Below are 21,826 nucleotides of genomic sequence, written 5' to 3' on the forward strand. Positions count from 1 at the left end.
TAAATAGAAAGAGGTTTTGGGGAATGAATATCATTTTAGGAGTAGGAACACTCGTATTAGTGCTTATCGTTATGACGCTATTCTTAAACTTTGCGCCATATGGTAAACAAGGACTACAAGCTTTATCAGGAGCTGCTTGTGCAACTTTCTTACCACAAGCATTTCTAAGTTACGCTATTGGTGGCGTATTCCATATCGAGTTTTTACAAACAATAGGAGATTTAGCAGGAAGCCTTGCAGGTGTTGCAGTAGGTATCTTAACTGGCTTGAAAATGGGCATCTCACCTGTTTTTGCAGTAATCATAGGACTAGTATTACACGACTTTAAATTATTACCAGCATTTATAGCAGCGTATATTATTTCATTCGGTATTAAATTTATCGAGAAAAAAGTCCCAGAAGGGTTGGACTTAATTGCTGTGATTTTAATTGCTCCAGCACTTGTATTTGGCTTAGCTACAGTTATTAGCCCAGGGGTTATGGCTGTATTAACTCAAATCGGTGGTGCAGTTACATCAGTAGGAGACAGCAATCCATACGCATTAGCAATTATTTTAGGATTAGTAATTCCAGTAACGGGTATGACACCACTAAGTTCAATGGTATTAACTAGCTTATTAGGACTAACTGGTATACCAATGGCTATCGGTGCTTTAACATGTACTGGTTCATCATTTGTTAACTATGTATTATTTAGCAGACTTAATATTGGCGGAAGTAAATCAAAAGCATTCGCAGTATTTGTTGAACCATTAACACAAATCGATTTAATCGCAAAATACCCTCTACAATTATATGGCACGAACGCAATTATCGGTGTTGTAAACGCTTGTATCGTTACATTTAGTGGACTCGTAATCGGTGTTAAAGGTATGGCAACACCAATTGCAGGTGCAATCGTATTATTCGGATTTAACGATGCTACAAAATCAATTATTACAATCATCGTCGTTGCAGTAGTAAGTGTGGTATTAGCATTTATCTTCAGTACGTTAATTAAAAAATTCAACCTAATGAATATGAGTATAAAATTGCCTAGTAAACAGAAACAACCTAAGGAGAGTGTTTAATTATGGCTACTAAAAAAAGCTACGATTATCAAAGTGCATTTGATATTATTGGCCCTGTAATGATGGGACCTTCAAGTTCTCATACAGCAGGTGCAGTTAAAATCGGTAATGCTGCTTATGCAGTATTAGGTGGTATGCAGCCAGATAAATTAACAATTCATTATTACGAATCCTTTGCTCAAACACATCAAGGACACGGTACAGATTTAGCTATCGTTGGTGGTGCAATGGGCTATAGCACATTCGATAGTCGTATTAAGAGTTCATTAGCAATCGCAAAAGATCAAAACATCGAAGTAAATATTATCGAAGAAGAAGGCGACAGTATTGGTGAGCATCCTAACTGTGCGTATCTTGTTGCAGAAGGAAATGGTCGTCACATCGAAGTAATTGGTAACTCAATTGGTGGCGGTACAATCAAATTAAAACGCATCAGTGTAGAAGGACTAGACATTGATTTTAACTATGGTTTACCTATCCTAGAAATGGATGGAGCGGCAAATAAATCAGAAGTTAATCACTTTATCAATGATGTGAATGAACTTGGTGCAGACATTAAAGAGGAAATGACACAAACGGGCGATAATTTTAGTTTAGCAGTATTACCACTAAACAAAGCATTATCTGAATCAACGTTAGATCAAATTAAAGAAAAATATAGTCACTTAAATATATCCTATATTAAATAGAGGGGGATTAAAGATGTTTGATTCAATTAGAGAAACTATAGACTACGCAGTCGAAAATAAAATGTCTTTTGCAGATATTATGATTCAAGAAGAGATGGAACTTTCAGGCAAGACGCGTGACGAAGTTAGAGAAACAATGAAACAAAATTTAGACGTCATGAGAGATGCCGTAATTAAAGGATCAACTGGCGAAGGCGTTAAAAGTGTAACAGGTTATACTGGTCAAGATGCCATTAAACTTGCTAAATATAACGAGAATAATCATGCCTTATCAGGACATGAAATGGTTGAAGCAGTTAAAGGTGCGGTTGCTACTAATGAAGTAAACGCAGCTATGGGTATCATTTGTGCAACTCCAACAGCTGGATCCTCCGGAACGATTCCGGGCGTATTATTTAAATTAGAAAAAACACATGACCTTACAGAAGAACAAATGATTGATTTCTTATTCGTTTCATCATTATTTGGTCGCGTTGTTGCTAACAATGCAAGTGTTGCAGGTGCTACAGGAGGTTGCCAAGCAGAAGTAGGTTCAGCTTCAGCAATGGCAGCAGCAGCTGCAGTATCAATCTTCGGTGGCGAACCGGAAGCATCTGGTCACGCTATGGCATTAGCGATTAGTAATTTACTAGGTCTAGTTTGTGACCCAGTAGCAGGTTTAGTAGAGATTCCTTGTGTAATGCGTAATGCAATTGGTTCTGGTAACGCATTAATTTCTGCAGACTTAGCATTAGCTGGTGTTGAAAGTAGAATTCCAGTAGATGAAGTTATCGAAGCTATGGATAAAGTAGGACGTGGCTTACCAGCTGAATTAAGAGAAACAGGACTTGGTGGTTTAGCAGGTACACCAACAGGTGAAGCAATCAAACGTAAAATCTTTGGTGAAGCTGAAGTTAATAGCTTTTCATAATATAACTTAAATTAGAAGCCATTCTTAAATGTCAATATGACATTTGAGAATGGCTTTTTTAATCCTTATGACAGATTTATCATTCTGGCAGTAGCAGACTGATTTGAAAATGCTTTGAATTATGTATATTCAAATCTAGTCGGGGCCCCAGCAAAGAGAATTTCATAAAGAAATTATACAAGCTAAGCAAGCTGGGGTTAAAACGAATTCAATTTTGAGAATATATTAGATATGTTCTACTTCCATATATTTATCAGAAAATTAAAAAAGTTATTGCAAAATTTCACTAATACGTTTAAAATAGCCGAAAAGGGGATGATGATATGCTAAGGTTATGTATCATCTTTTTTATATTCGTGACTAACACAACCATTACACAGTTATGGACAGTTGAGGGAACATGGGAGAATCTCTTATTACAATCAATGTCACTAAGTATGATTATTGTATTCCTGTTTTATTATGTGGGTTTTGTGATTGCGGAGAAAAAGAGGAAACAAATAGAAACTTTATTTAAGAAAGAATTCTTTCATGAGAAGGAAGACTTTTTTGAAAAAGACGATAAAAGAAAAGTAAGTGAGTAAAAGGGACTCACTTACTTTTTTATTTGTCATGCAAATCATATTGGTAAAAAGCTAAATCTAACCAGCGATCAAATTTGTAGCCAACATTTTGAATGATACCTGCATGTTTGAAGTTAAACTTTTCATGTAATTTGATGCTGCTATCATTGGAAGCATCGATACCAGCTACAATAGTACGATAATTTTTATCTCTAGCATCTTCAATAAGATGTTGTAATAATTGAGAAGCAATGCCTTTGCCTCGATTTGATTTATCTACGTAAATCGAATGTTCAATAGAATATAAGTAAGCCGGCCAGTTTCTAAATTGACCGTAAGTCGCAAAACCAACAGCCTTGCCAGCTTGTTCAAATACATATATAGGTTCATTTGCTTTATTCTTCATGTCAAACCAAGCTTTACGTTCATCTAAAGTTTGAATATCGTATGTGTAAACAGCTGTAGTATGCAATATTGCATCATTATAGATTGATAGTATTGCCGGTAAATCTTCAATTTTTGCTTCTCTAATCATTATGGCACCTACTTTTCTAAGTTTGTATCAGTTTAAAACGAGATTTCAATTGTTGCAACTATATGTAATTAAATATGACACGATAAATTAAATTAAACTTACGAAATAAACATGATATACTATGACCTAAGAAAGCCACGTTAAAGGAGTAACACATAATGAAGAATTGGATTAATCGATTGATGACGATACTTGGTGTCATACTCATCTTAGTAGCAGTGTATCTATTTGCTAAACCACATATCGATAATTATTTACATGAAAAAGATAACGACAACAAAATAGAACAATATGATAAACAGGATAAGTCTAGCAATAAACAAACACCAACCATTCCTAAGGATAAAATTAAAATGGCAGGGTATATATCAGTGCCAGATGCAGAGATTAAAGAACCAGTGTATCCTGGACCAGCGACACCAGAACAGTTAAATCGTGGTGTAAGTTTCGCTGAGAAAGATGAATCGCTAAGTGATCAAAATATATCAATCGCAGGTCATACATTTACCGATAGACCACATTACCAATTCACAAACTTAAAAGCAGCTAAAAAAGGTAGCAAAGTATACTTCAAGATAGGAAATGAAACACGCGAATATAAAATGACTAGTATACGTGATGTCAATCCAGACGAAGTTGAAGTATTAGATGAACACAAAGGTGAAAAGAATCAATTAACATTAATCACATGTGATGATTACAATGAGCAAACCGGTGTTTGGGAAAAACGTAAAATCTTTGTAGCGAAACAAGTTAAATAAATATATTTTAAAAAATTTGAAATAGATCTTTAATAAATACCAATCGTTACATAAAACATAAATGCTAAGTCATTAGGAGTGATACAAGACGTCTAATATAGATCTTGTGTCACTCCTTTAAATTTAGCATTAGAAATCATCATGCTATTTTTATTAATTGTATTTAATTTCAGAATGTGAATATAGTTTCATCATGTTAGTGTGAACTTCAACCCTAATTAGATGACATATATAATAAATGTGAATACAACGGACTAGGGGGATTGCACATGGTTAAAGCTATTGCAGTAGATATGGATGGTACATTTTTAGATTCTAAAAAGAATTATGATAAAGACCGTTTTGAGAAGATATTTAAAGCATTGAAAGAACGCAATATAGAATTCATTGCTGCAAGTGGAAATCAATTTGCTAAATTACAATCTATATTTGGAGAAAGAGATATGTTCTTTATTTCTGAAAATGGTGCGGTTATTTACAAAGGTAAAGACTTATATAATTATCGAAGCTTCAATCAAACAGACTACAAAGAAGTTGTCGATTATTTAAATATCGATAGAAATATTAAAGAATTTATAGTTTGCGGATTAAAGAGTGCCTATATATTGAAAGACACGAGTGAAGCATTTAAGGAAGATGCGCATTTCTACTATCATCAGTTAGAGGAAATTGATTCTTTTCAACCATTACCGGATGATGAATATGTCAAGATTGCGTTAAATATTAATCGAGATACGCATTCAACACTTGATACTGATTTAGAAGAAAAGTTTAGCAATACTATTAAACTTGTATCGAGTGGACATGATAGTATTGATATTATTATGCCTAATATGACAAAAGGACAAGCGCTTCAACGTTTATTGGAAGAGTGGCATATGTCTGCTTCTGATTTGATGGCATTTGGAGATGCTAACAATGATAAGGACATGCTTGAATTAGCCGAGCACAGTTATGTAATGGCTAATAGTCATGATGAATCACTATTTGAAGTTGCCAAGGCAGTTGCTCCAAGTAATGATGAGCAAGGGGTATTACAAATTATAGAGCAAGAAGTATTAAAATAGCTTAAAAAAGGAGAACTCTCAACTTTGAGAATTCTCCTTTTTATTTATTAAACACATATCTTAGTTTAATTGAGTTTCACATTTACCAGTATTAATAACTGATAATGCTGCGTTTAATCCGCCTTCAACTAAATTTCTCACAGCTTCATCAGAGAAGAATGCGATATGTGGAGTGACCAAAATGTTTTCATGTTTAATTAATTCTAATAAAGTTTCATCTTCGATCTCTTTTCCTGTCCAATCATAAGTAAAGTACGGCGCTTCGTTTTCATAAGTATCAATAGCAGCACCATATAATGTACCGTCATTAACAGCTTTAATTAATTCAGGTGTATCAATTACAGCACCACGAGCCGCATTAACTAATACTGCGCCTTTTTTAACTTTAGAGAACATATCTGCATCGAATAAGTGGAAACTTTCTTTATTCGCTGGAACATGTAATGAAATGATATCAGCATCAGCAATTGCTTCTTCAACTGTATCTTTATATTCTAAGAAGTCTAATGAATTGTTAGGGTATGCATCATAACCTACAACTTTAGCTCCGAAACCAGCATAAATTTTACCAGTTGCAGCACCAATACGTCCTGTACCGATAATAGCTACTGTCATATTTTTAACAGGGGTAGACATAATAGGTGCAGCCCATTTGAAATTATGTTCTTGAACACGTTTTTCAATTGCAGGGAAGCGACGAACTAATTGTAAAGCGATAGAAACTGAATATTCAGCAATAGTTTCTGGTGAATAACTAGGTACATTTGAAATGATAATGCCATGTTTTTTAGCTAACTCTAAATCGTACATGTCGAAACCAGCAGTACGTTGAGCAATTTGTTTAATACCATATTCTTCAAGTTTAGGGTAAACAGAGTCTGCTAATTTACCAAATTGCATTGTAGTAACACCATCGAAACCTTTAGCTAAATCAACTGTATCTTCACTTAAAATTTCTTCAGTTGTAACAACTTCAACATTGTTCGCTTTACCCCAGTTTAAAGCGTCATTTTTCTCGTAATCACGAGTTCCATAAAACATAATTTTTGTCATTTTAATAACCTCACTTCATTTTGTATGAATTTATAATTAATAAATAAGTTTTCTTAAGTTGTCTATAGAAATGTGAATTATTAATAGGAATAATGATTTAAAACATCTCTATTACTTAACTTACAAATATATTATATTGTGAATTTATTCACAAATCAATAGGCAATATGAAATTTATTTTTCGATTGTTAAAAAATTCACATAAAAATAGTAAATTTTCATTTATTTTTTAATGATAAGTTTTGTAAGCGTATAACTTTAGGCTAAAGGAAACGTACTTTATAATCAAATTAGTACTATCTAAGGAGGATATATTTCATGAGTTCAATGCAAGAGACAATAATCAACGCATTTAATTTTAGACATGCAACAAAGGAATTTGATCCTGAAAAGAAAGTTAGTGAGTCAGACTTCCACACAATATTAGAAACAGGTCGTTTATCACCTAGTTCACTAGGATTAGAACCTTGGCGTTTTGTTGTTATTGAGAATGAAGATTTAAAAGAAAAATTAAAACCTTACAGTTGGGGAGCACAAAAGCAATTAAATACAGCAAGTCGTTTCGTTATTATTCTTGCACGCAAAAATGTCACTGCAGACTCAGAATACGTACAACATATAATTCGAGGTATTAAAAAATACGAAGAAAGTACGATTCCAGCAGTTGAAGATAAATTTAATAATTTCCAAACGAATTTCCATATTAACGATAATGAGCGAACGTTATTAGACTGGGCAAGTAAACAAACTTACATTGCATTAGCTAACATGATGACTTCAGCAGCATTATTAGGAATTGATTCATGTCCTATGGAAGGATTTGATTTAGATAAAGTTACTGAAATCTTAGCTGAAGAAAAAGTTATCGATACGGAACATTTCGCACCATCAGTTATGGTTGCATTTGGTTATCGAAAAGAAGAACCAAAAGATAAAGTTCGTCAACCCGCCGAAGACGTTATTGAATGGATTTAATATAGAATCAAAAAGGAGAGCAAAGACTCTCTTTTTTATTATCCATAAGTGATAGATTCTATAATTAGAATCAATGATGTTTAAAGAGCTTAATACACGGAAAAATATTACAAGCAAGTTAGTGTATTTAAAAATGTAAATAAGGTAAAATGATAGTAGTTTTAAGTAAACGCTTACATTACAATGTAAACACAACGCACATAAGGTTTTTCATAAATTTTTATAAAGGGATGATGAAAAATGGCAAAAGTAAACGTTAGAGATTTCATAGAGGGACAATACGGTTTATTTATCAACGGTGAATTTCAAGCAAGCGAAAGTGGAGACACATTAACTGTAACTAACCCTGCGAATGGTGAAGATTTAGCTAAAGTAGCTAAAGCAAGTAAATCTGATGTTGATAAAGCAGTACAAGCTGCGCAAGATGCTTTTGACAGTTGGAGTAAAACATCTAAAGAAGAACGTGCGGACTATTTATTAGAAATTAGTCGTCGAATTCATGAAAAAGTGGAACACTTCGCGACAATTGAATCGTTACAAAATGGTAAGCCTTATCGAGAAACGTCAACAATTGATGTGCCATTAACAGCAAATCAATTTAAATATTTTGCGAGTGTATTAACAACAGACGAAGGTTCAGTCAATGAAATTGATGAGAATACAATGAGTTTAGTTGTCAATGAACCAGTAGGTGTTGTTGGTGCTGTAGTTGCATGGAACTTCCCAATTTTATTAGCGTCATGGAAATTAGCACCAGCATTAGCTGCGGGTAATACAATTGTGATTCAACCATCTTCTTCTACACCGTTATCATTAATTGAACTTGCGAAGATCTTCCAAGAAGTATTACCTAAAGGTGTCGTAAACGTATTAACTGGTAAAGGTTCAGAATCAGGCGATGCAATCTTCAATCATGAAGGTGTAAACAAATTATCATTTACAGGATCAACAGACGTTGGTTACGGCGTTGCGAAAGCAGGTGCTGAACGTATCGTTCCAACTACATTAGAACTAGGTGGTAAAAGTGCTAATATCATCTTTGACGATGCAAACTTAGATCAAGTTGTTGAAGGTGCGCAATTAGGTATTTTATTTAACCAAGGTGAAGTATGTAGTGCTGGTTCACGTTTATTAGTACAATCTTCAATTTATGATAAAGTAATGCCTAAATTAAAAGAAGCTTTCGAAAATATCAAAGTGGGAGACCCATTTGATGAAGACGTTAAAATGAGTGCTCAAACTGGCCCAGAACAACTTGAAAAAATTGAAAGCTACGTAAAAATTGCAGAAGAAGATTCAAATGCAAATATCTTAACAGGTGGTCATCGCTTAACAGATAATGGACGTGACAAAGGATACTTCTTCGAGCCTACAATCATCGAAATTAAAGATAATAGTCATCAATTAGCACAAGAAGAAATTTTCGGACCAGTTGTAGTAGTAGAAAAATTTAAAGATGAAGCTGAAGCAATTAAAATTGCGAATGATTCAGAATACGGCTTAGCTGGTGGTATCTTTACGACTAATATTAACCGTGCATTAAATGTTGCTAAAGCGATGAGAACTGGTCGTATTTGGATTAACACTTATAACCAATTCCCAGCTGGTGCGCCATTCGGTGGATATAAAAAATCTGGTATCGGTCGTGAAATTTATAAAGACGCTATTAAAAACTATCAACAAGTTAAAAATATCTTCATTGATACTAGCAATCAAACAAAAGGATTATACTAAGATAGTTAGTTTATAAATAAAAAATGAATATCATTTAAATTGAATGAGAGCTATCTGCAAAGCTGAGACTTTGCAGGTAGCTCTTTTTATGAGTTTAAAAGATAAGCGTATATGATTTAGTTACAAATTGCACATTGTAAAAGTTTTATTTAGAAATTGATAGATTGAGACTTTTTTTAAATTAAATAAGTTATAATACAATTTAAGTCTTTAAAGTCTATATTTTGCAAAAGGAAAAATAATGAAAAAATTACATGTATTATTAATTAGTTTTATAGTATTAGTACTCACCCTGAGTGGTTGTTCTAAACATGATGAGAAACATTCGAAAGACCATGAACCAAAAGAATTAAAAGTAGAATTTGTACCATCCCAAAATTCAAAAACGTTGAATGCTAAAGTGAAACCGTTACAGCAACAGTTGTCAAAGGAATTAGGCATTCCAGTTAAAGTACATGTGGCAACTAATTATAATGCAATGGTAGAAGCTTTAAGATCAAAGAAAGTGGATGTTGCATTTATTTCACCAGTGTCTTATACCATCGCACATGACAAAGGTGCTGCAGATGTTCTGTTGAAGTCCAAAGGTTATTTAGTAGATAATAAAGGTAATCCAACTAATAAATTAGTCGATTATTATCGCTCACAAATCGTAGTTCGTAAAGACAGTCATTTACATAAGTTAAAAGATTTAAAAGGGGCCAAAGTAGGCTTACAAGACCCAGAATCTACTTCAGGATATATTTATCCAATGGCAAGCTTAAAAAAAGTTAATGTTAATCAGAATGATATCAAAATTGCTCAAATTAAAGGGCATGATCAAGCATTGATTGCATTATTAAACGGAGATGTGGATGCTGTAGCTACATATCAAGATGCACGTGCTGATTTAAAGCAAGATTATCCAAAAATATATAAAGACACTAAAGTGATTTATCGCACGGATAAGATACCAAATGATACGATTTCTGTGCGTGGTGATATGAGTAAACAGTGGAAAACAAAAATCAGTAATGCCTTTTTAGATATTAGTAAATCTGAAAAGGGTAAGAAAATTCTTACAGATATTTATGGGCATCAAGGCTATGAAAAAGCAAAAGATAGTGACTTTGATACAGTAAGAAAGTATAGAAAACTTGTTGAGGAATAAAAATATAAGATTAAGGGAGTGGGACAGAATTCTTTTAAAATTCGTCGTCCCCACCCCCGCAAGGATGACTAGAACTGAGAAAAGCTTGATTTAAGCGCCTTCTCAGTTCAGTCAGCTACTGCGAATTTGCTAAATAGCATTATTATATTATTTATGTCCCAGACTGTACAAATATATATTGGCAGTAGTTGACTCAATTAAAATACACTTGTAGCAAGCTTCTTTTTAATTCAAGTCAACCTTGTTGTCGGGGCAGGACCACGAAATAAATTTTGGAAAAATATTATTTCTGTCCCGCCCCAAATCTATTTAAAATGACATGTTTTATAAACGATGCCAAATATGAATCATTCTATCCTGGAACGACACTTGTATCACTGTGAACTGTAATATCAAAGCCTTCAGGAGATGTAATATGTTCTTCTTTAGCATTTGGTTTATATATATCGAAATGAACTAAGCCATAAGTAGTCTCGTTGTCTGTTCTAGCTTGGTTAGATTGCCATACATTAGTAGCGATATGATGATGATATTTTTGAGTAGACATGAACAAAGCTTGTGGGAAATTAGAAATGTGTTCTAAACCTATTTGTTCCACATAAAAGTCACGTGCTTGCCCGATATCATGTGTTTTAAGATGTAAATGTCCAATTTTGCCATCTGCTGGCCAACCGTTCCAACCTTCTTCAGTACGTTGCGCAATTAAATCATCCGCATCTACTGCAAGTGTATCCATTTTTACAAAATTACCATCCCATTGCCAATCTTCAGATGGACGATCTTGATATACTTCAATGCCGTTACCTTCTGGATCATTAAAGTATAACGCTTCACTTACAAGGTGATCTCCACCACCTACAGGCACATTTAAACGACTAGCGTGGAATAAAAAGTTTGCTAAATCTGTGCGTGTTGGAAGTAAATAAGCGATATGGAATAAACCAGCTTCTCTAAATCCAGGACGGCGACCATCTTCTAAATAATGTAGTGTTAATGTATGACCATTAGCACCAACATTAAAGATGACATGATTGTCGTCTTGTTCTTTAATTGAAAATCCTAGTATATTTTTATAGAAGTTTGTCATTTTATTTAAGTCTTCAACGTTTAATGTAATATTAGTAACTTGTGTTGCTTCAATAGTGTGAAATGCATTCATAATGTAGTGCCTCCTAAGATGAATAAGTCATCTTTATTTATTATTTATATTAAGTATAATAAATATACTACTAATTGTTAAATTAATCAAGACAGTTGCTTTAAAACTTTAAAAGCATACAAAAAAGCTTTTAGACTAATGAAATAAAGGTGTATAAAAACCTCATTCAAGCCTAAAAGCTAATTCTGTAAAACATTTCAGTTAACTTCAAATTGTAAGTCAACGAATATGAAATAGATTATCCTAAATAAACATCTTGATAATCATCATTTTTCTCTAGAACGTCTTTCGCAAATGGACAAGATGCGATGATTTTTAAGTTGTTTTCACGTGCATAATTAACGACAGCTTCAACTAATTGTTTACCTAAACCTTGACCACCTAATTCATCAGCTACACCAGTATGGTCAATATCGATTTCATTATTATCTACTTGTTTAAATGTAATGACAGCTTGAGCATTTTGTTCATCTTCGCCAACATAAAATTGTTGATGTCCTTGTTTAATTTCTTGTGCCATAAAACGTCACTCCTTTAATAATGTCATATTACTATCTATCACTTTTGAAGAAATCTAAAACATTTTATAATTAAATATTTAATCTTAAATAATATAATAAACATAGATATTGCATTATTACATTATTAAAGATATAGTTAAAAACGAATTTATTACGCTTTGGAGGGTTCTGTGTGAAGAGGATTGGCTATCTCATTATCGTCCTGTGCATTTGTATTGCTTTATCAGCTTGTAGCACAGGTCAATATTCGGATGCGAAAAAGAAAGATGTTTCAACCAACAATAAAATAAATATCTATACTACAGTATTTGCATTTGAAAGTTTCACCAAACAAATAGGTCGCAAATATGTCAATGTAGATACGATTTATCCTCCAGGTGCAGACACCCATACATATGAACCAACTCAAAGAGATATGATTAATATTGCTAAAAGTGATCTATTTATATATTCAAGTGATGACTTAGATCCAGTGGCGAAGACGATTACGCAATCAATGACCAACGATGATATGAAATTAGCAGTTGCAGCTGATTTAAATCATCATACATTGCTTGAAGAAGACCATGATCATGAAGATCACGACCACCATCATAGTCATGAAGAGGAAAGTCACGACCCGCATGTTTGGCTTGACCCAGTCTTAGACAAGCATTTTGCAGAAAAAATAAAGAATGATTTAGTTAAAAGAGATCCTCAACACAAAGCATATTATGAACAAAATTTTAAGAAATTAAATCAAGATTTAACAGATTTAGACAATAATTTGAAAACAATTACTAAAAATCCTAAAAGACAAAAAGTAACCATCTCTCATGATTCATTAGGTTATTTAGCAGAGCGCTATCACTTTCAACAAGAGGGTGTCAGTGGTATGAATAACGAAGAGCCTAGTCAAAAGGATATTCTTGCGCTTATTAAACAAATCAATCAATCGAAGCAACCTTATATCCTTTACGAACAGAATATCACTTCAAAGATAACTGATGTCATTCGTGATGAAACCAATGCAGAACCAGTAAGTTTTAATAATTTGTCTGTGCTATCTAAAGAACAAGCTAACGACAAAGATTTAACTTTCCAATCAATCATGAAAAAGAATATTAAAGCGTTGGATAAAGCGTTGAATCAATAAAAATATCCCCAATCCTTTCATTAGGAGATGGGGATATTTTATACCTATTTATTCATATCTAATATAGCTTACCGTTGTATTATAGTATTCTTCGAAACCATGAATACCATCTGCACCACCTAAACCTGATTCTCTCCAACTAGCATGGTAACCATTAACAACTTCTTCTGCTTCACAATTAGCGTAAACTTCACCGAATTTTAAACGTTCTGTAGCTTCCATCACTTCTTTTAAATTCTCTGAAAAGATATAAGAAGATAAACCTGCATTTGTATCGTTTGCGGCATCAATTGCTTCATCGAAATCATTATAAGTTGTAATTGCTAGAACAGGACCAAAAATTTCCTCTTTAAAGGCACTGTCATCTTTTTTAACATTATCAAGAATTGTAGGTTCATAGAAGTAACCAGCGCGATCTAATTTATGGCCACCTAAAACTAAGTCTGCACTATTATTAACGGCTTCTTGCACTTTATCATCAATACTGTCCAACTGTGTTTGATTGATAATAGCACCATAATCGGTGTTATCGTCTAATGGGTCGCCGACTTGTAAGTCGCTCATACGTTGTTTAGCCTTGTTTACAAAGTCATCATGAACATCTTCGTGAACAAAGATACGCTCTGGACAAGTACATACTTGACCAGCATTATTTATTCGTGCTGTGACAATGTAGTCCACCGCTTTGTCTAGGTTAGCATGAGGTGTAACTAAGACAGGTGCGTTACCACCTAATTCAAGATTCACTTTTTTTACTGTATCTGCTGCATTCTTATAAACTGCTTTACCAGCACGCATACTTCCTGTTAAAGAAATGAGTTGTACATCTTTATGTGTGGCTAATTGTGTGCCAACTGTTTCGCCAGTACCAGGCACAATTTGAACTAAACCAGCTGGAATCGTTGAGGCACGGAATAGCTCAGCCAATCTTAACGTTAATAATGTTGTTTCTTCACTTGGTTTAATGACGATTGAGCATCCCGTTACTAGTGCTGGAATCACTTTACGCATTAAGACCATAATTGGTGCATTCCATGGCACAATACCTGCAGTTACGCCAATTGGCTTTTTAATTAATTGAATCATTTCATTCGAAACACTATTTTGTAGTACTTCGCCTTTATTACGCATACTTAAACTTGTCATATAATCAATAAATTGCACAGCTTTATCGATTTCACCTTCAGCTTGTGCTAATGTTTTACCTTGTTCTTTAACATATAATTGGGCAAGTTCATCTTTGTTTTGCTCTAATAAAGGAATTAATAATTTTACATGCTCTGCACGTGTTGGTGCTGGTACTTTTTCCCATTCAAGTTGTGCATGTTTAGATTTTTCGATTGCCTCGTTAACTTCTTCCTCAGTTGCGAAAGTAATGGTATCAAATGCTTCTCCTGTAGCAGGATTGATGACTTCCATCGTGTCACTAGATTTACTCTCTACAAATTCATTATTTATAAATAATTGATTGGTCATTTGAGACACCTCCAATGTTTGTATTCCCTGTAACAACCGTTTTCATGCTTATTTCATTTTGAAAAAAGATAGAAATAAATAGATATTGAAATTATAATAGAGCTAACATATTGACGATTAATTGAAACGCGTGTACAATTTATCTCGAAATCGAAATAAATTAAAGGTGGTGAGTAAATGGATCGCACAGAACATTCATTAAAAGCATTTATTGGTCTAAATAGAGCATTAGATACATTAGAAAAAATCGTGCAACAAGATGTGAAGAATTACGGGCTCAACGTGACGGAATTTGCAGTGTTAGAGTTACTCTATAGTAAAGGTCCACAACCTATTCAACGTATTAGAGATAGGGTGCTCATCGCGAGTAGTAGTATTTCATACGTTGTGAGCCAATTAGAAGACAAAGGTTGGATTACACGTGATAAAGATCCATTAGATAAGCGTGTATATAACGCAACACTTACTGACAAAGGTCAACAATTTATGGCAGATATATTTCCACAACATGCCTCAACGTTGGAACAAGCCTTCTCAGTTCTATCAGAAGAAGAATTGATAACGATTCAACAAGCATTCAAAAAATTAAGTGCACAATCTACTGAAGTGTAAATCGGTGCACTTTTATTTATAACTAAAATTATCTCGAAATCGAAATAAATGGAGGTTTTTAATATGACTAAACATGATTTATTAGGTATTCATCATGTAACTGCAATTACAGATGATGCTGAACGTAACTATAAATTTTTTACCGAAGTACTAGGTATGAGACTAGTTAAAAAAACAGTAAACCAAGATGATATTCAAACGTATCATACATTTTTTGCAGATGATGAGGGGACAGCTGGTACAGATATGAAATTCTTTGATTTTCCTGGCATTCCTCAAGGACGTAAAGGTACCAATTCGATTACTAAACCATCGTTTCGTGTTCCAAGTGATGAAGCATTAACATACTATATGAAGCGGTTTGAAGCGTTTGGTATAAAACATGATGGTATTCAAAACGTGTTAGGTAAGAAGGTATTGCCTTTTCAAGAGGCGGATGGACAAGACTATCAATTAGTATCCGATGAAGGCAACAGCGGTGTCTCACCAGGTAAACCATGGAAGAATGGGCCGGTTCCAGAGGATAAAGCAATTTATGGCTTAGGACCAATCGAAATTACGGTTAGTTACTTCGAGGATTTCAAACAATTATTGGAAAATGTATATGGAATGCGAACAATTATGAATGAAGAAGATGTAGCATTGCTTGAAGTCGGTGAAGGTGGTAATGGTGGTCAAGTTATTTTAAGAAAGGATTCAGAGGGACTAGTTGCCGTTCAAGGATATGGCGAAGTTCATCATGCATCATTTAGAGTGAAAGATTATGAGGCCATTAAACACTGGATGCAGAAATATCAAGAACTAGGCATACCAAACTCCGGTTTAGTCAATCGTTTTTATTTTGAAGCGTTGTATGCACGAATCGGTCATATTTTGTTAGAAATTTCAACTGATGGACCTGGTTTTATGGGTGATGAACCCTATGAAACGCTAGGTGAGAAATTATCACTTCCACCATTTTTAGAGGAACAAAGAGAAGCGATTGAAGCGCAAGTTCGTCCGTTTGATACAACTGGAAAAAGTTATAAATAGGGAGGTATTGAATTATGGAACCAATTACACACATTCATCATATTTCAGCGATTGTAGGAGATGCTCAAGAAACGTATGATTTCTATACAAATGTATTAAATTTAACTTTGATTAAACAGACAGTAAATTATGATGATACAAAAACATATCACTTATATTTCTCAAATGACAGAGCGCAACATGATATGGTACTTACTTTCTTTAATTGGCCAAATCAATATAGAGGTCGTATCGGTTCAGGTCAGGTTGGACGATTAGCGTTTAGAATACCAAAAGATAGCATGTCACATTGGGAAATGAAATTAAATATGAATGGGATTCAAACACGTCAAACTGAATCATTCAATCAAACAACGTTAGAATTTGAAGACATTCACGGATTAACATTAGCGATGGTTGAAAGTGATGAAGAACGTGTTAACAATGACATCATAGGATTTCATGGCGTAACAATGCTATCAGCTAATCCTCAAGCTACGGAAGCATTGTTGCAAAATGATTTAGGGTTAGAACATATTCAAGAAACAGATGACAATGTTCACTATCAAACGAGTGGTAGCGTGCATCATCAAATTATTGTGAAAAAGTTTGTAAACCCACAACCTGTTCGTTGGGGTGGTGGCATCTTCCATCATATTGCATGGTCAGTACCAAATGACGAGGTACATGTACAATGGCGTGATTATCTTCTTAATAAAGGCTTGCATGTAACAGATGTGAAAGAACGATTCTATTTTCATGCGATTTACATGAAAGAACCTGGCAATTTAATATTTGAATTTGCAACTGCAGGACCTGGCTTCACGATTGATGAAAACGTCGATGATTTAGGTAGACAACTACAGTTACCGCCATTTTACGAAGAAAGAAGATATGAAATAGAAGGTCATTTAATGCCAATAAAATTAAATGAGTACTAAGGAGAGGTGAGACAAATGGAACATATTTATAGACCAGGTAAGGATAACGCACCTACGCTAATTTTGTTACATGGGACTGGTGGGGATGAAACAGATCTTATTCCACTTGGAACAGCTTTAAATCCTAACTATAACTTGTTAAGTATTCGTGGAGAAGTCAATGAGAATGGTATGAATCGTTATTTCAAACGCATTGCTGAAGGTGTATACGATGAGGAAGATTTAGAATATAGAGGTCAACGGCTGTTAAATTTTATTTATGAAGCGGCTGAACAGTATCAATTTGAATTGAATAGAACGGCTTTAGTTGGTTTCTCTAATGGATCAAATATTGCGATTAACTTAATGTTACGTGACACAGCACCGTTTAAAAAAGCATTACTATTTGCACCACTTTATCCAATAGACGCTTCAACAAGCAAAGATATGAGTGATGTAGACGTTCTATTATCAATGGGAAAAAATGATCCAATCGTATCCATTGATCAAAGTGAACATGTTATTAATTTATTTAAGCAACTGGGTGCACAGGTTACAGAAGTATGGGTCAATAGTCATGAAATTACACAAGCTGGATTACAGAAAGGTCAAGAAATACTGAATTCATAATGGAAAAGGACTCAAAGATGTAAGGTTCGCATCTTTGTGTCCATTTTAATGTATTCCTAATTTATTTAGAGAATATTAAGTGTTTAAACCCCTGGTATAAAATTGGGACAAGGAGTATGAAGCCAAATAATCCCATAATTGGGAAGACTTTTCCAATTAAAGAAATGAAACCGATAAATGTACATATAAACGTGATGATAGCCATTATAATAATGAGTACAAAGTACCCTTTGGAAAATGGTTCTGTAAAACGAGAAGCAAATGCATACATAAGACCAACAATCGTATTATAGATAACAAGAACCATTATAATCGACATCACTGTACCTAATAATGGTGAAATGTGACTTGCGATTAATAGTGTCGGCAATGCGACAGATTGAATATGTTCAAATTCTGTAACAAGGCCAAAATTAATCATTAATAACAGTAATGTGATAATGATGCCGCCAAGTAGGCCACCCCATAAGCCAGACTGACGATGCTGCATGCGATCGCCCATAACACTTAAAAAACTAAATGCGGCTGCAATTTGTAGGCTTGCATAATTTAACCCATCAAACCACCAACCAAGTGATAGCGATTGATGTTGTTTATTGAAACGATTGGCCGCACTAAAATTTAAATCTCCTGTTATAAAATAATAGATAGCGATAGTAGAAACAACAATGACTAAGAACGGTGTAACCATACCTAATACCGTAATCAGACGTTCAAATTTAAGAAATAGCGTCATAAGAATGACTAACACTAGAATTAATGAACTCAACCAATAAGGTAATCCGAAACTTTCATGTATAGTTGACGCACCACCCGCAGTCATAATCATCGCTAAGGAGAATAAGAATAGAGTTAAGATAATATCAAAGATACGTGCAATGATTGGATGTAAATAATATCGAATAGACTCAGAATGGTTATGAGATTGAATGACAAAGCCAGTGTTTAATACGAACACGCCTGCTAGCGTTATAATCAAACCGGTAACAATAATGCCAGAGATGCTATAGATACCATTACTTGTGAAGAACTGAAATATTTCTTGACCAGTAGCAAAACCAGCACCAACGACAACACCAACAAATGCGAAAGCTACCATGATACTCTCTTTAAAAAGTTGCACAATTAAAATTTCCTTTCAAATCATTTCTAAATTCATATATTTAAACGCAATTACCTATTTTAGATGAAAAGATACTAGAAATAAACAGGAAAGTTTACTCGAAGTGAACATTGTGTGTCCGAAAAAGGCATTAACAGGTTGTTTATAAAATAATAATGCAGGCTTAATCAAAGTTTGATAGTATTATACAGTATTAAAAAAGTTGAATCTTATTGAGGAAGGTGTAGGTATGTCATTAGATTTACCTGTCATGTTAATCATTGTCTTATTTTTAGCATTAGGCATATTTAGTCAATGGTTAGCGACACAGATTAAATGGCCATCAATTGTAGTCATGTCGATTGTGGGCTTATTGATTGGACCGATATTGGGACTAGTTAACCCTCAAGAAACATTGGGAGCTGAAGTATTTAGTCCGATTGTGTCTTTAGCTGTAGCTGTCATTTTATTCGAAGGAAGTAGTAATTTAGACTTTCGTGAATTAAGAGGCATTTCTAAAGCGGTCATTCGAATTATTACCGTTGGCGCAGCTATATCATGGGTGCTCGGTGCGATTGCATTACATAAAATTTTAGATTTTCCAATTTCTGTTGCGGTTGTGATGGGCGGATTATTCTTAATTACAGGCCCAACCGTCATTCAGCCACTTCTTAAGCAAGCAAAGGTGCGTAAGAGTGTTGACTCTATTTTAAGATGGGAAAGTATCATATTAGATCCAATAGGACCGATACTCGCATTAACAGCGTTTTATATTTATCAAATATTTGAGCAAGGTTTTGGTGTCCAAGTTATTCTCATCTTTATTTTGAAAATGGTTATAACAGCCATTATTGGCTTCGGAGCATCATTCGTTTTCAATTGGTTAATTCAACGTGATTTTATTCCGCAAAATTTGATGCCATCGATTCAGTTAGTCTTTATTTTATTAGTCTTTAGTATTTGTGACCAAATATTACAAGAATCCGGATTATTAGCCGTTACCATTTTCGGCTTAATGATGGCACGTTATAAGAGACATGATTTAATTTACAAGGAGTCAGATCATTTCATTGAAAATGCATCATCAATTCTTGTATCTACCGTCTTTATATTAATCACTTCATCATTAACGTCATCTGTATTGATGGATGTCTTGTCATGGCAATTAGTGATTTTTGCGATTGCAATGATTGTATTGGTACGTCCAATCTCTGTTTTATTATCAACAATAGGTACAGAGATCACGAAAAGAGAACGCGCTATTGTAGCAATGATGGCACCTCGAGGGATTGTCGTTTTAACTGTGGCACAATTCTTTGGAGGATTATTCATGGATGATCATGTGAAAATGGCAAGTTATATCACGCCAGTGACATTTGGATTAGTGTTTATTACGGTTGTTATTTACGGCTTTAGCTTTACGCCATTGAGTAAGTTGCTAGGACTTGCGAGTACAGAACCACCTGGCGTTATTATAGTAGGAGAGAGTGAATTTTCATTCCATCTAGGGATGAAATTGCATGAACATGATATTCCTATAATGGTATTTAATTTGTTTGAGAATACGTCGGAGAAGGCAGAAGAACTTGGCTTTGAAGTGTTTAAGGGGAATTTATTATCAAGTAGTGATCGAATATATGCGGATTTAATTCGTTATAATAAATGTCTATTAATGACTAAGTCGTTTATTTTTAATAGTTTAGCGTTTAATGAATTGGTACCAGAGTTTGGATTGAATAATGTAAGTATGATGCCAGTGTCATTTACTGATGAACAGGCACGTAATAACTTAAATGGTCCGTTACGTAATCATATTTTATTTGATGAATCACACAGTCCAAGATGGTTTGATAATACGATAAGTAATAAGAATATTGTGGAGGTACTTGCAGAGGAATACGACACAATTACTGATCACGATATGATTATTTATCACGTTGATGATAATAGTGTTGTTTCATTTAATAAAAGTACTAAACCTATACCACAATATGATCAAGGTACATATGGCATCTTAAGAGATGTGTATTGAATATAGTTCAAGTTATGTTTAATTAGAGGATTGTAAAGTAGTTCTTTAAGAGCCTGGGACATAAATAATATGATGATGCTATTTTGCAAATTCGCAGTAGCTGACTGAAATGAAAATGCACTTAAATCAAGCTTTTTTCAGTTCTAGTCATCCTTGCGGGGGTGGGACGACGAATTTAATAAGAATTCTGTCCCACTCCCTACCTATTTGTGTGCATTACTATCTGTTATTAAGAATAAATAAAATTTAAAAAGGGCTGGGACAAAAAAATGTCTCAGCCTACTTTATCATTTTGTCAGTAGCTGAGTGATTTGAAAATGCGCTTGAATCAAGCTTTTTTCAGTTCTAGTCATCCTTGCGGGCGGGGCCCCAACAAAAAGAATTTCCTAAAGAAATTCTACAAGCAAAGCAAGTTGGGGTTCGGGGCCCCAACAAAGAGAATTTCTTAAAGAAATTCTACAAGCAATGCAAGTTGGGGTTCGGGGCCCCAGCAAAGAGAATTTCTCAAAGAAATTCTACAAGCAATGCAAGTTGGGGTTCGGGGCCCCAGCAAAGAGAATTTCTCAAAGAAATTCTACAAGCAATAATGCAAGCTGGGGTTACAACGAGATAAATTTTGAGAAAATATTATTTCTGTCCTACTCCCCTTTCCTACGATTAGTCAAGCATTTACAAATAAAATAAGCATTACTTAACTAAACCGTTCAATTTTAATTTTTTG

20 protein-coding genes and 1 pseudogene are annotated in these 21,826 nt (G+C 34.1%); 15 read left to right on the forward strand and 6 right to left on the reverse strand.

Going from position 1 to position 21,826, the window contains the following annotated elements:
- Positions 1-23: 23 nt before the first annotated feature.
- The 4 genes and pseudogenes from SBL16_RS06820 to SBL16_RS06835 all read left to right on the forward strand — a co-directional run.
- A complete protein-coding gene (locus SBL16_RS06820; protein ID WP_016930797.1) occupies positions 24-1,070 on the forward strand; it encodes a PTS sugar transporter subunit IIC in 1,047 nt (348 codons plus the stop codon).
- A 2-nt stretch (positions 1,071-1,072) separates the two neighbouring features.
- The gene (locus SBL16_RS06825) at positions 1,073-1,759 is read left to right on the forward strand and encodes a serine dehydratase beta chain (protein ID WP_011274863.1); all 687 of its coding nucleotides are present in this window, start codon (positions 1,073-1,075) and stop codon (positions 1,757-1,759) included.
- Between the two features lie 13 nt (positions 1,760-1,772).
- Positions 1,773-2,669: an L-serine ammonia-lyase, iron-sulfur-dependent, subunit alpha gene (sdaAA, locus tag SBL16_RS06830; RefSeq protein WP_011274864.1), complete on the forward strand. Its 897-nt coding sequence runs from the start codon at positions 1,773-1,775 to the stop codon at positions 2,667-2,669.
- 323 nt (positions 2,670-2,992) lie between these two features.
- A pseudogene (locus SBL16_RS06835) lies at positions 2,993-3,160 on the forward strand (hypothetical protein); the annotation flags it as partial.
- Positions 3,161-3,272: 112 nt separating this feature from the next.
- Here the strand turns inward: SBL16_RS06835 and SBL16_RS06840 are convergent.
- The gene (locus tag SBL16_RS06840) at positions 3,273-3,767 is read right to left on the reverse strand and encodes a GNAT family N-acetyltransferase (protein WP_107611630.1); all 495 of its coding nucleotides are present in this window, start codon (positions 3,765-3,767) and stop codon (positions 3,273-3,275) included.
- A 158-nt stretch (positions 3,768-3,925) separates the two neighbouring features.
- Between SBL16_RS06840 and srtA the strand changes: the two genes are divergently transcribed.
- Together srtA and SBL16_RS06850 are read left to right on the forward strand one after the other, a co-directional pair.
- Positions 3,926-4,528 carry a class A sortase SrtA gene (srtA, locus tag SBL16_RS06845; RefSeq protein ID WP_107611631.1) on the forward strand — a complete coding sequence of 201 codons (603 nt, stop codon included), beginning with the start codon at positions 3,926-3,928 and terminating at the stop codon, positions 4,526-4,528.
- Positions 4,529-4,797: 269 nt separating this feature from the next.
- The gene (locus tag SBL16_RS06850) at positions 4,798-5,595 is read left to right on the forward strand and encodes a Cof-type HAD-IIB family hydrolase (protein ID WP_107611632.1); all 798 of its coding nucleotides are present in this window, start codon (positions 4,798-4,800) and stop codon (positions 5,593-5,595) included.
- Positions 5,596-5,655: 60 nt separating this feature from the next.
- Here the strand turns inward: SBL16_RS06850 and SBL16_RS06855 are convergent, their stop codons facing one another.
- On the reverse strand, positions 5,656-6,648 hold the full coding sequence (locus SBL16_RS06855; protein WP_037538390.1) for a D-lactate dehydrogenase: 993 nt from the start codon (positions 6,646-6,648) through the stop codon (positions 5,656-5,658).
- A gap of 318 nt (positions 6,649-6,966) precedes the next feature.
- Between SBL16_RS06855 and SBL16_RS06860 the strand changes: the two genes are divergently transcribed.
- The 3 genes from SBL16_RS06860 (at position 6,967) to SBL16_RS06870 (ending at position 10,507) form a co-directional block, all read left to right on the forward strand.
- Complete coding sequence (locus SBL16_RS06860) at positions 6,967-7,623, forward strand: NAD(P)H-dependent oxidoreductase (protein WP_107611633.1); 657 nt, start codon at positions 6,967-6,969, stop codon at positions 7,621-7,623.
- 240 nt (positions 7,624-7,863) lie between these two features.
- Complete coding sequence (locus SBL16_RS06865) at positions 7,864-9,357, forward strand: aldehyde dehydrogenase family protein (protein WP_107611634.1); 1,494 nt, start codon at positions 7,864-7,866, stop codon at positions 9,355-9,357.
- Positions 9,358-9,598: 241 nt separating this feature from the next.
- Entirely contained in the window at positions 9,599-10,507 is a 909-nt protein-coding gene (locus SBL16_RS06870; protein WP_107611635.1) for a phosphate/phosphite/phosphonate ABC transporter substrate-binding protein, read from the forward strand.
- A gap of 352 nt (positions 10,508-10,859) precedes the next feature.
- Here the strand turns inward: SBL16_RS06870 and SBL16_RS06875 are convergent, their stop codons facing one another.
- Together SBL16_RS06875 and SBL16_RS06880 are read right to left on the reverse strand one after the other, a co-directional pair.
- Complete coding sequence (locus tag SBL16_RS06875) at positions 10,860-11,666, reverse strand: VOC family protein (protein ID WP_107611636.1); 807 nt, start codon at positions 11,664-11,666, stop codon at positions 10,860-10,862.
- Positions 11,667-11,904: 238 nt separating this feature from the next.
- The gene (locus SBL16_RS06880; protein ID WP_053016119.1) at positions 11,905-12,186 is read right to left on the reverse strand and encodes a GNAT family N-acetyltransferase; all 282 of its coding nucleotides are present in this window, start codon (positions 12,184-12,186) and stop codon (positions 11,905-11,907) included.
- A gap of 173 nt (positions 12,187-12,359) precedes the next feature.
- Here SBL16_RS06880 and SBL16_RS06885 point away from each other — a divergent pair, with 173 nt between their 5' ends.
- Complete coding sequence (locus tag SBL16_RS06885) at positions 12,360-13,322, forward strand: metal ABC transporter solute-binding protein, Zn/Mn family (protein WP_107611637.1); 963 nt, start codon at positions 12,360-12,362, stop codon at positions 13,320-13,322.
- 48 nt (positions 13,323-13,370) lie between these two features.
- Here the strand turns inward: SBL16_RS06885 and aldA are convergent, their stop codons facing one another.
- Complete coding sequence (gene aldA, locus SBL16_RS06890; RefSeq protein ID WP_107611638.1) at positions 13,371-14,798, reverse strand: aldehyde dehydrogenase; 1,428 nt, start codon at positions 14,796-14,798, stop codon at positions 13,371-13,373.
- Between the two features lie 177 nt (positions 14,799-14,975).
- Here aldA and mhqR point away from each other — a divergent pair, with 177 nt between their 5' ends.
- The 4 genes from mhqR to mhqD all read left to right on the forward strand — a co-directional run bounded on the left by mhqR (position 14,976) and on the right by mhqD (position 17,971).
- Positions 14,976-15,410, forward strand: coding sequence for a MarR family transcriptional regulator MhqR (mhqR, locus tag SBL16_RS06895; protein WP_011274878.1), 435 nt, complete (start codon positions 14,976-14,978; stop codon positions 15,408-15,410).
- A 63-nt stretch (positions 15,411-15,473) separates the two neighbouring features.
- Positions 15,474-16,442, forward strand: a complete 969-nt coding sequence (gene mhqE, locus SBL16_RS06900) for a ring-cleaving dioxygenase MhqE (RefSeq protein ID WP_107611639.1) — start codon at positions 15,474-15,476, stop codon at positions 16,440-16,442.
- A gap of 14 nt (positions 16,443-16,456) precedes the next feature.
- Positions 16,457-17,362, forward strand: coding sequence for a VOC family protein (locus SBL16_RS06905; RefSeq protein WP_053016123.1), 906 nt, complete (start codon positions 16,457-16,459; stop codon positions 17,360-17,362).
- Positions 17,363-17,377: 15 nt separating this feature from the next.
- The gene (gene mhqD, locus SBL16_RS06910) at positions 17,378-17,971 is read left to right on the forward strand and encodes a methylhydroquinone degradation carboxylesterase MhqD (protein WP_107611640.1); all 594 of its coding nucleotides are present in this window, start codon (positions 17,378-17,380) and stop codon (positions 17,969-17,971) included.
- Positions 17,972-18,032: 61 nt separating this feature from the next.
- Here the strand turns inward: mhqD and SBL16_RS06915 are convergent, their stop codons facing one another.
- Entirely contained in the window at positions 18,033-19,070 is a 1,038-nt protein-coding gene (locus SBL16_RS06915; protein ID WP_202112041.1) for a hypothetical protein, read from the reverse strand.
- A gap of 253 nt (positions 19,071-19,323) precedes the next feature.
- Here SBL16_RS06915 and SBL16_RS06920 point away from each other — a divergent pair, with 253 nt between their 5' ends.
- The gene (locus SBL16_RS06920) at positions 19,324-21,105 is read left to right on the forward strand and encodes a cation:proton antiporter (RefSeq protein ID WP_107609753.1); all 1,782 of its coding nucleotides are present in this window, start codon (positions 19,324-19,326) and stop codon (positions 21,103-21,105) included.
- Positions 21,106-21,826: the final 721 nt, after the last annotated feature.

It is taken from the genome of Staphylococcus sp. NWU MK-U1, from assembly GCF_033283505.1.
Taxonomy (GTDB): domain Bacteria; phylum Bacillota; class Bacilli; order Staphylococcales; family Staphylococcaceae; genus Staphylococcus; species Staphylococcus haemolyticus.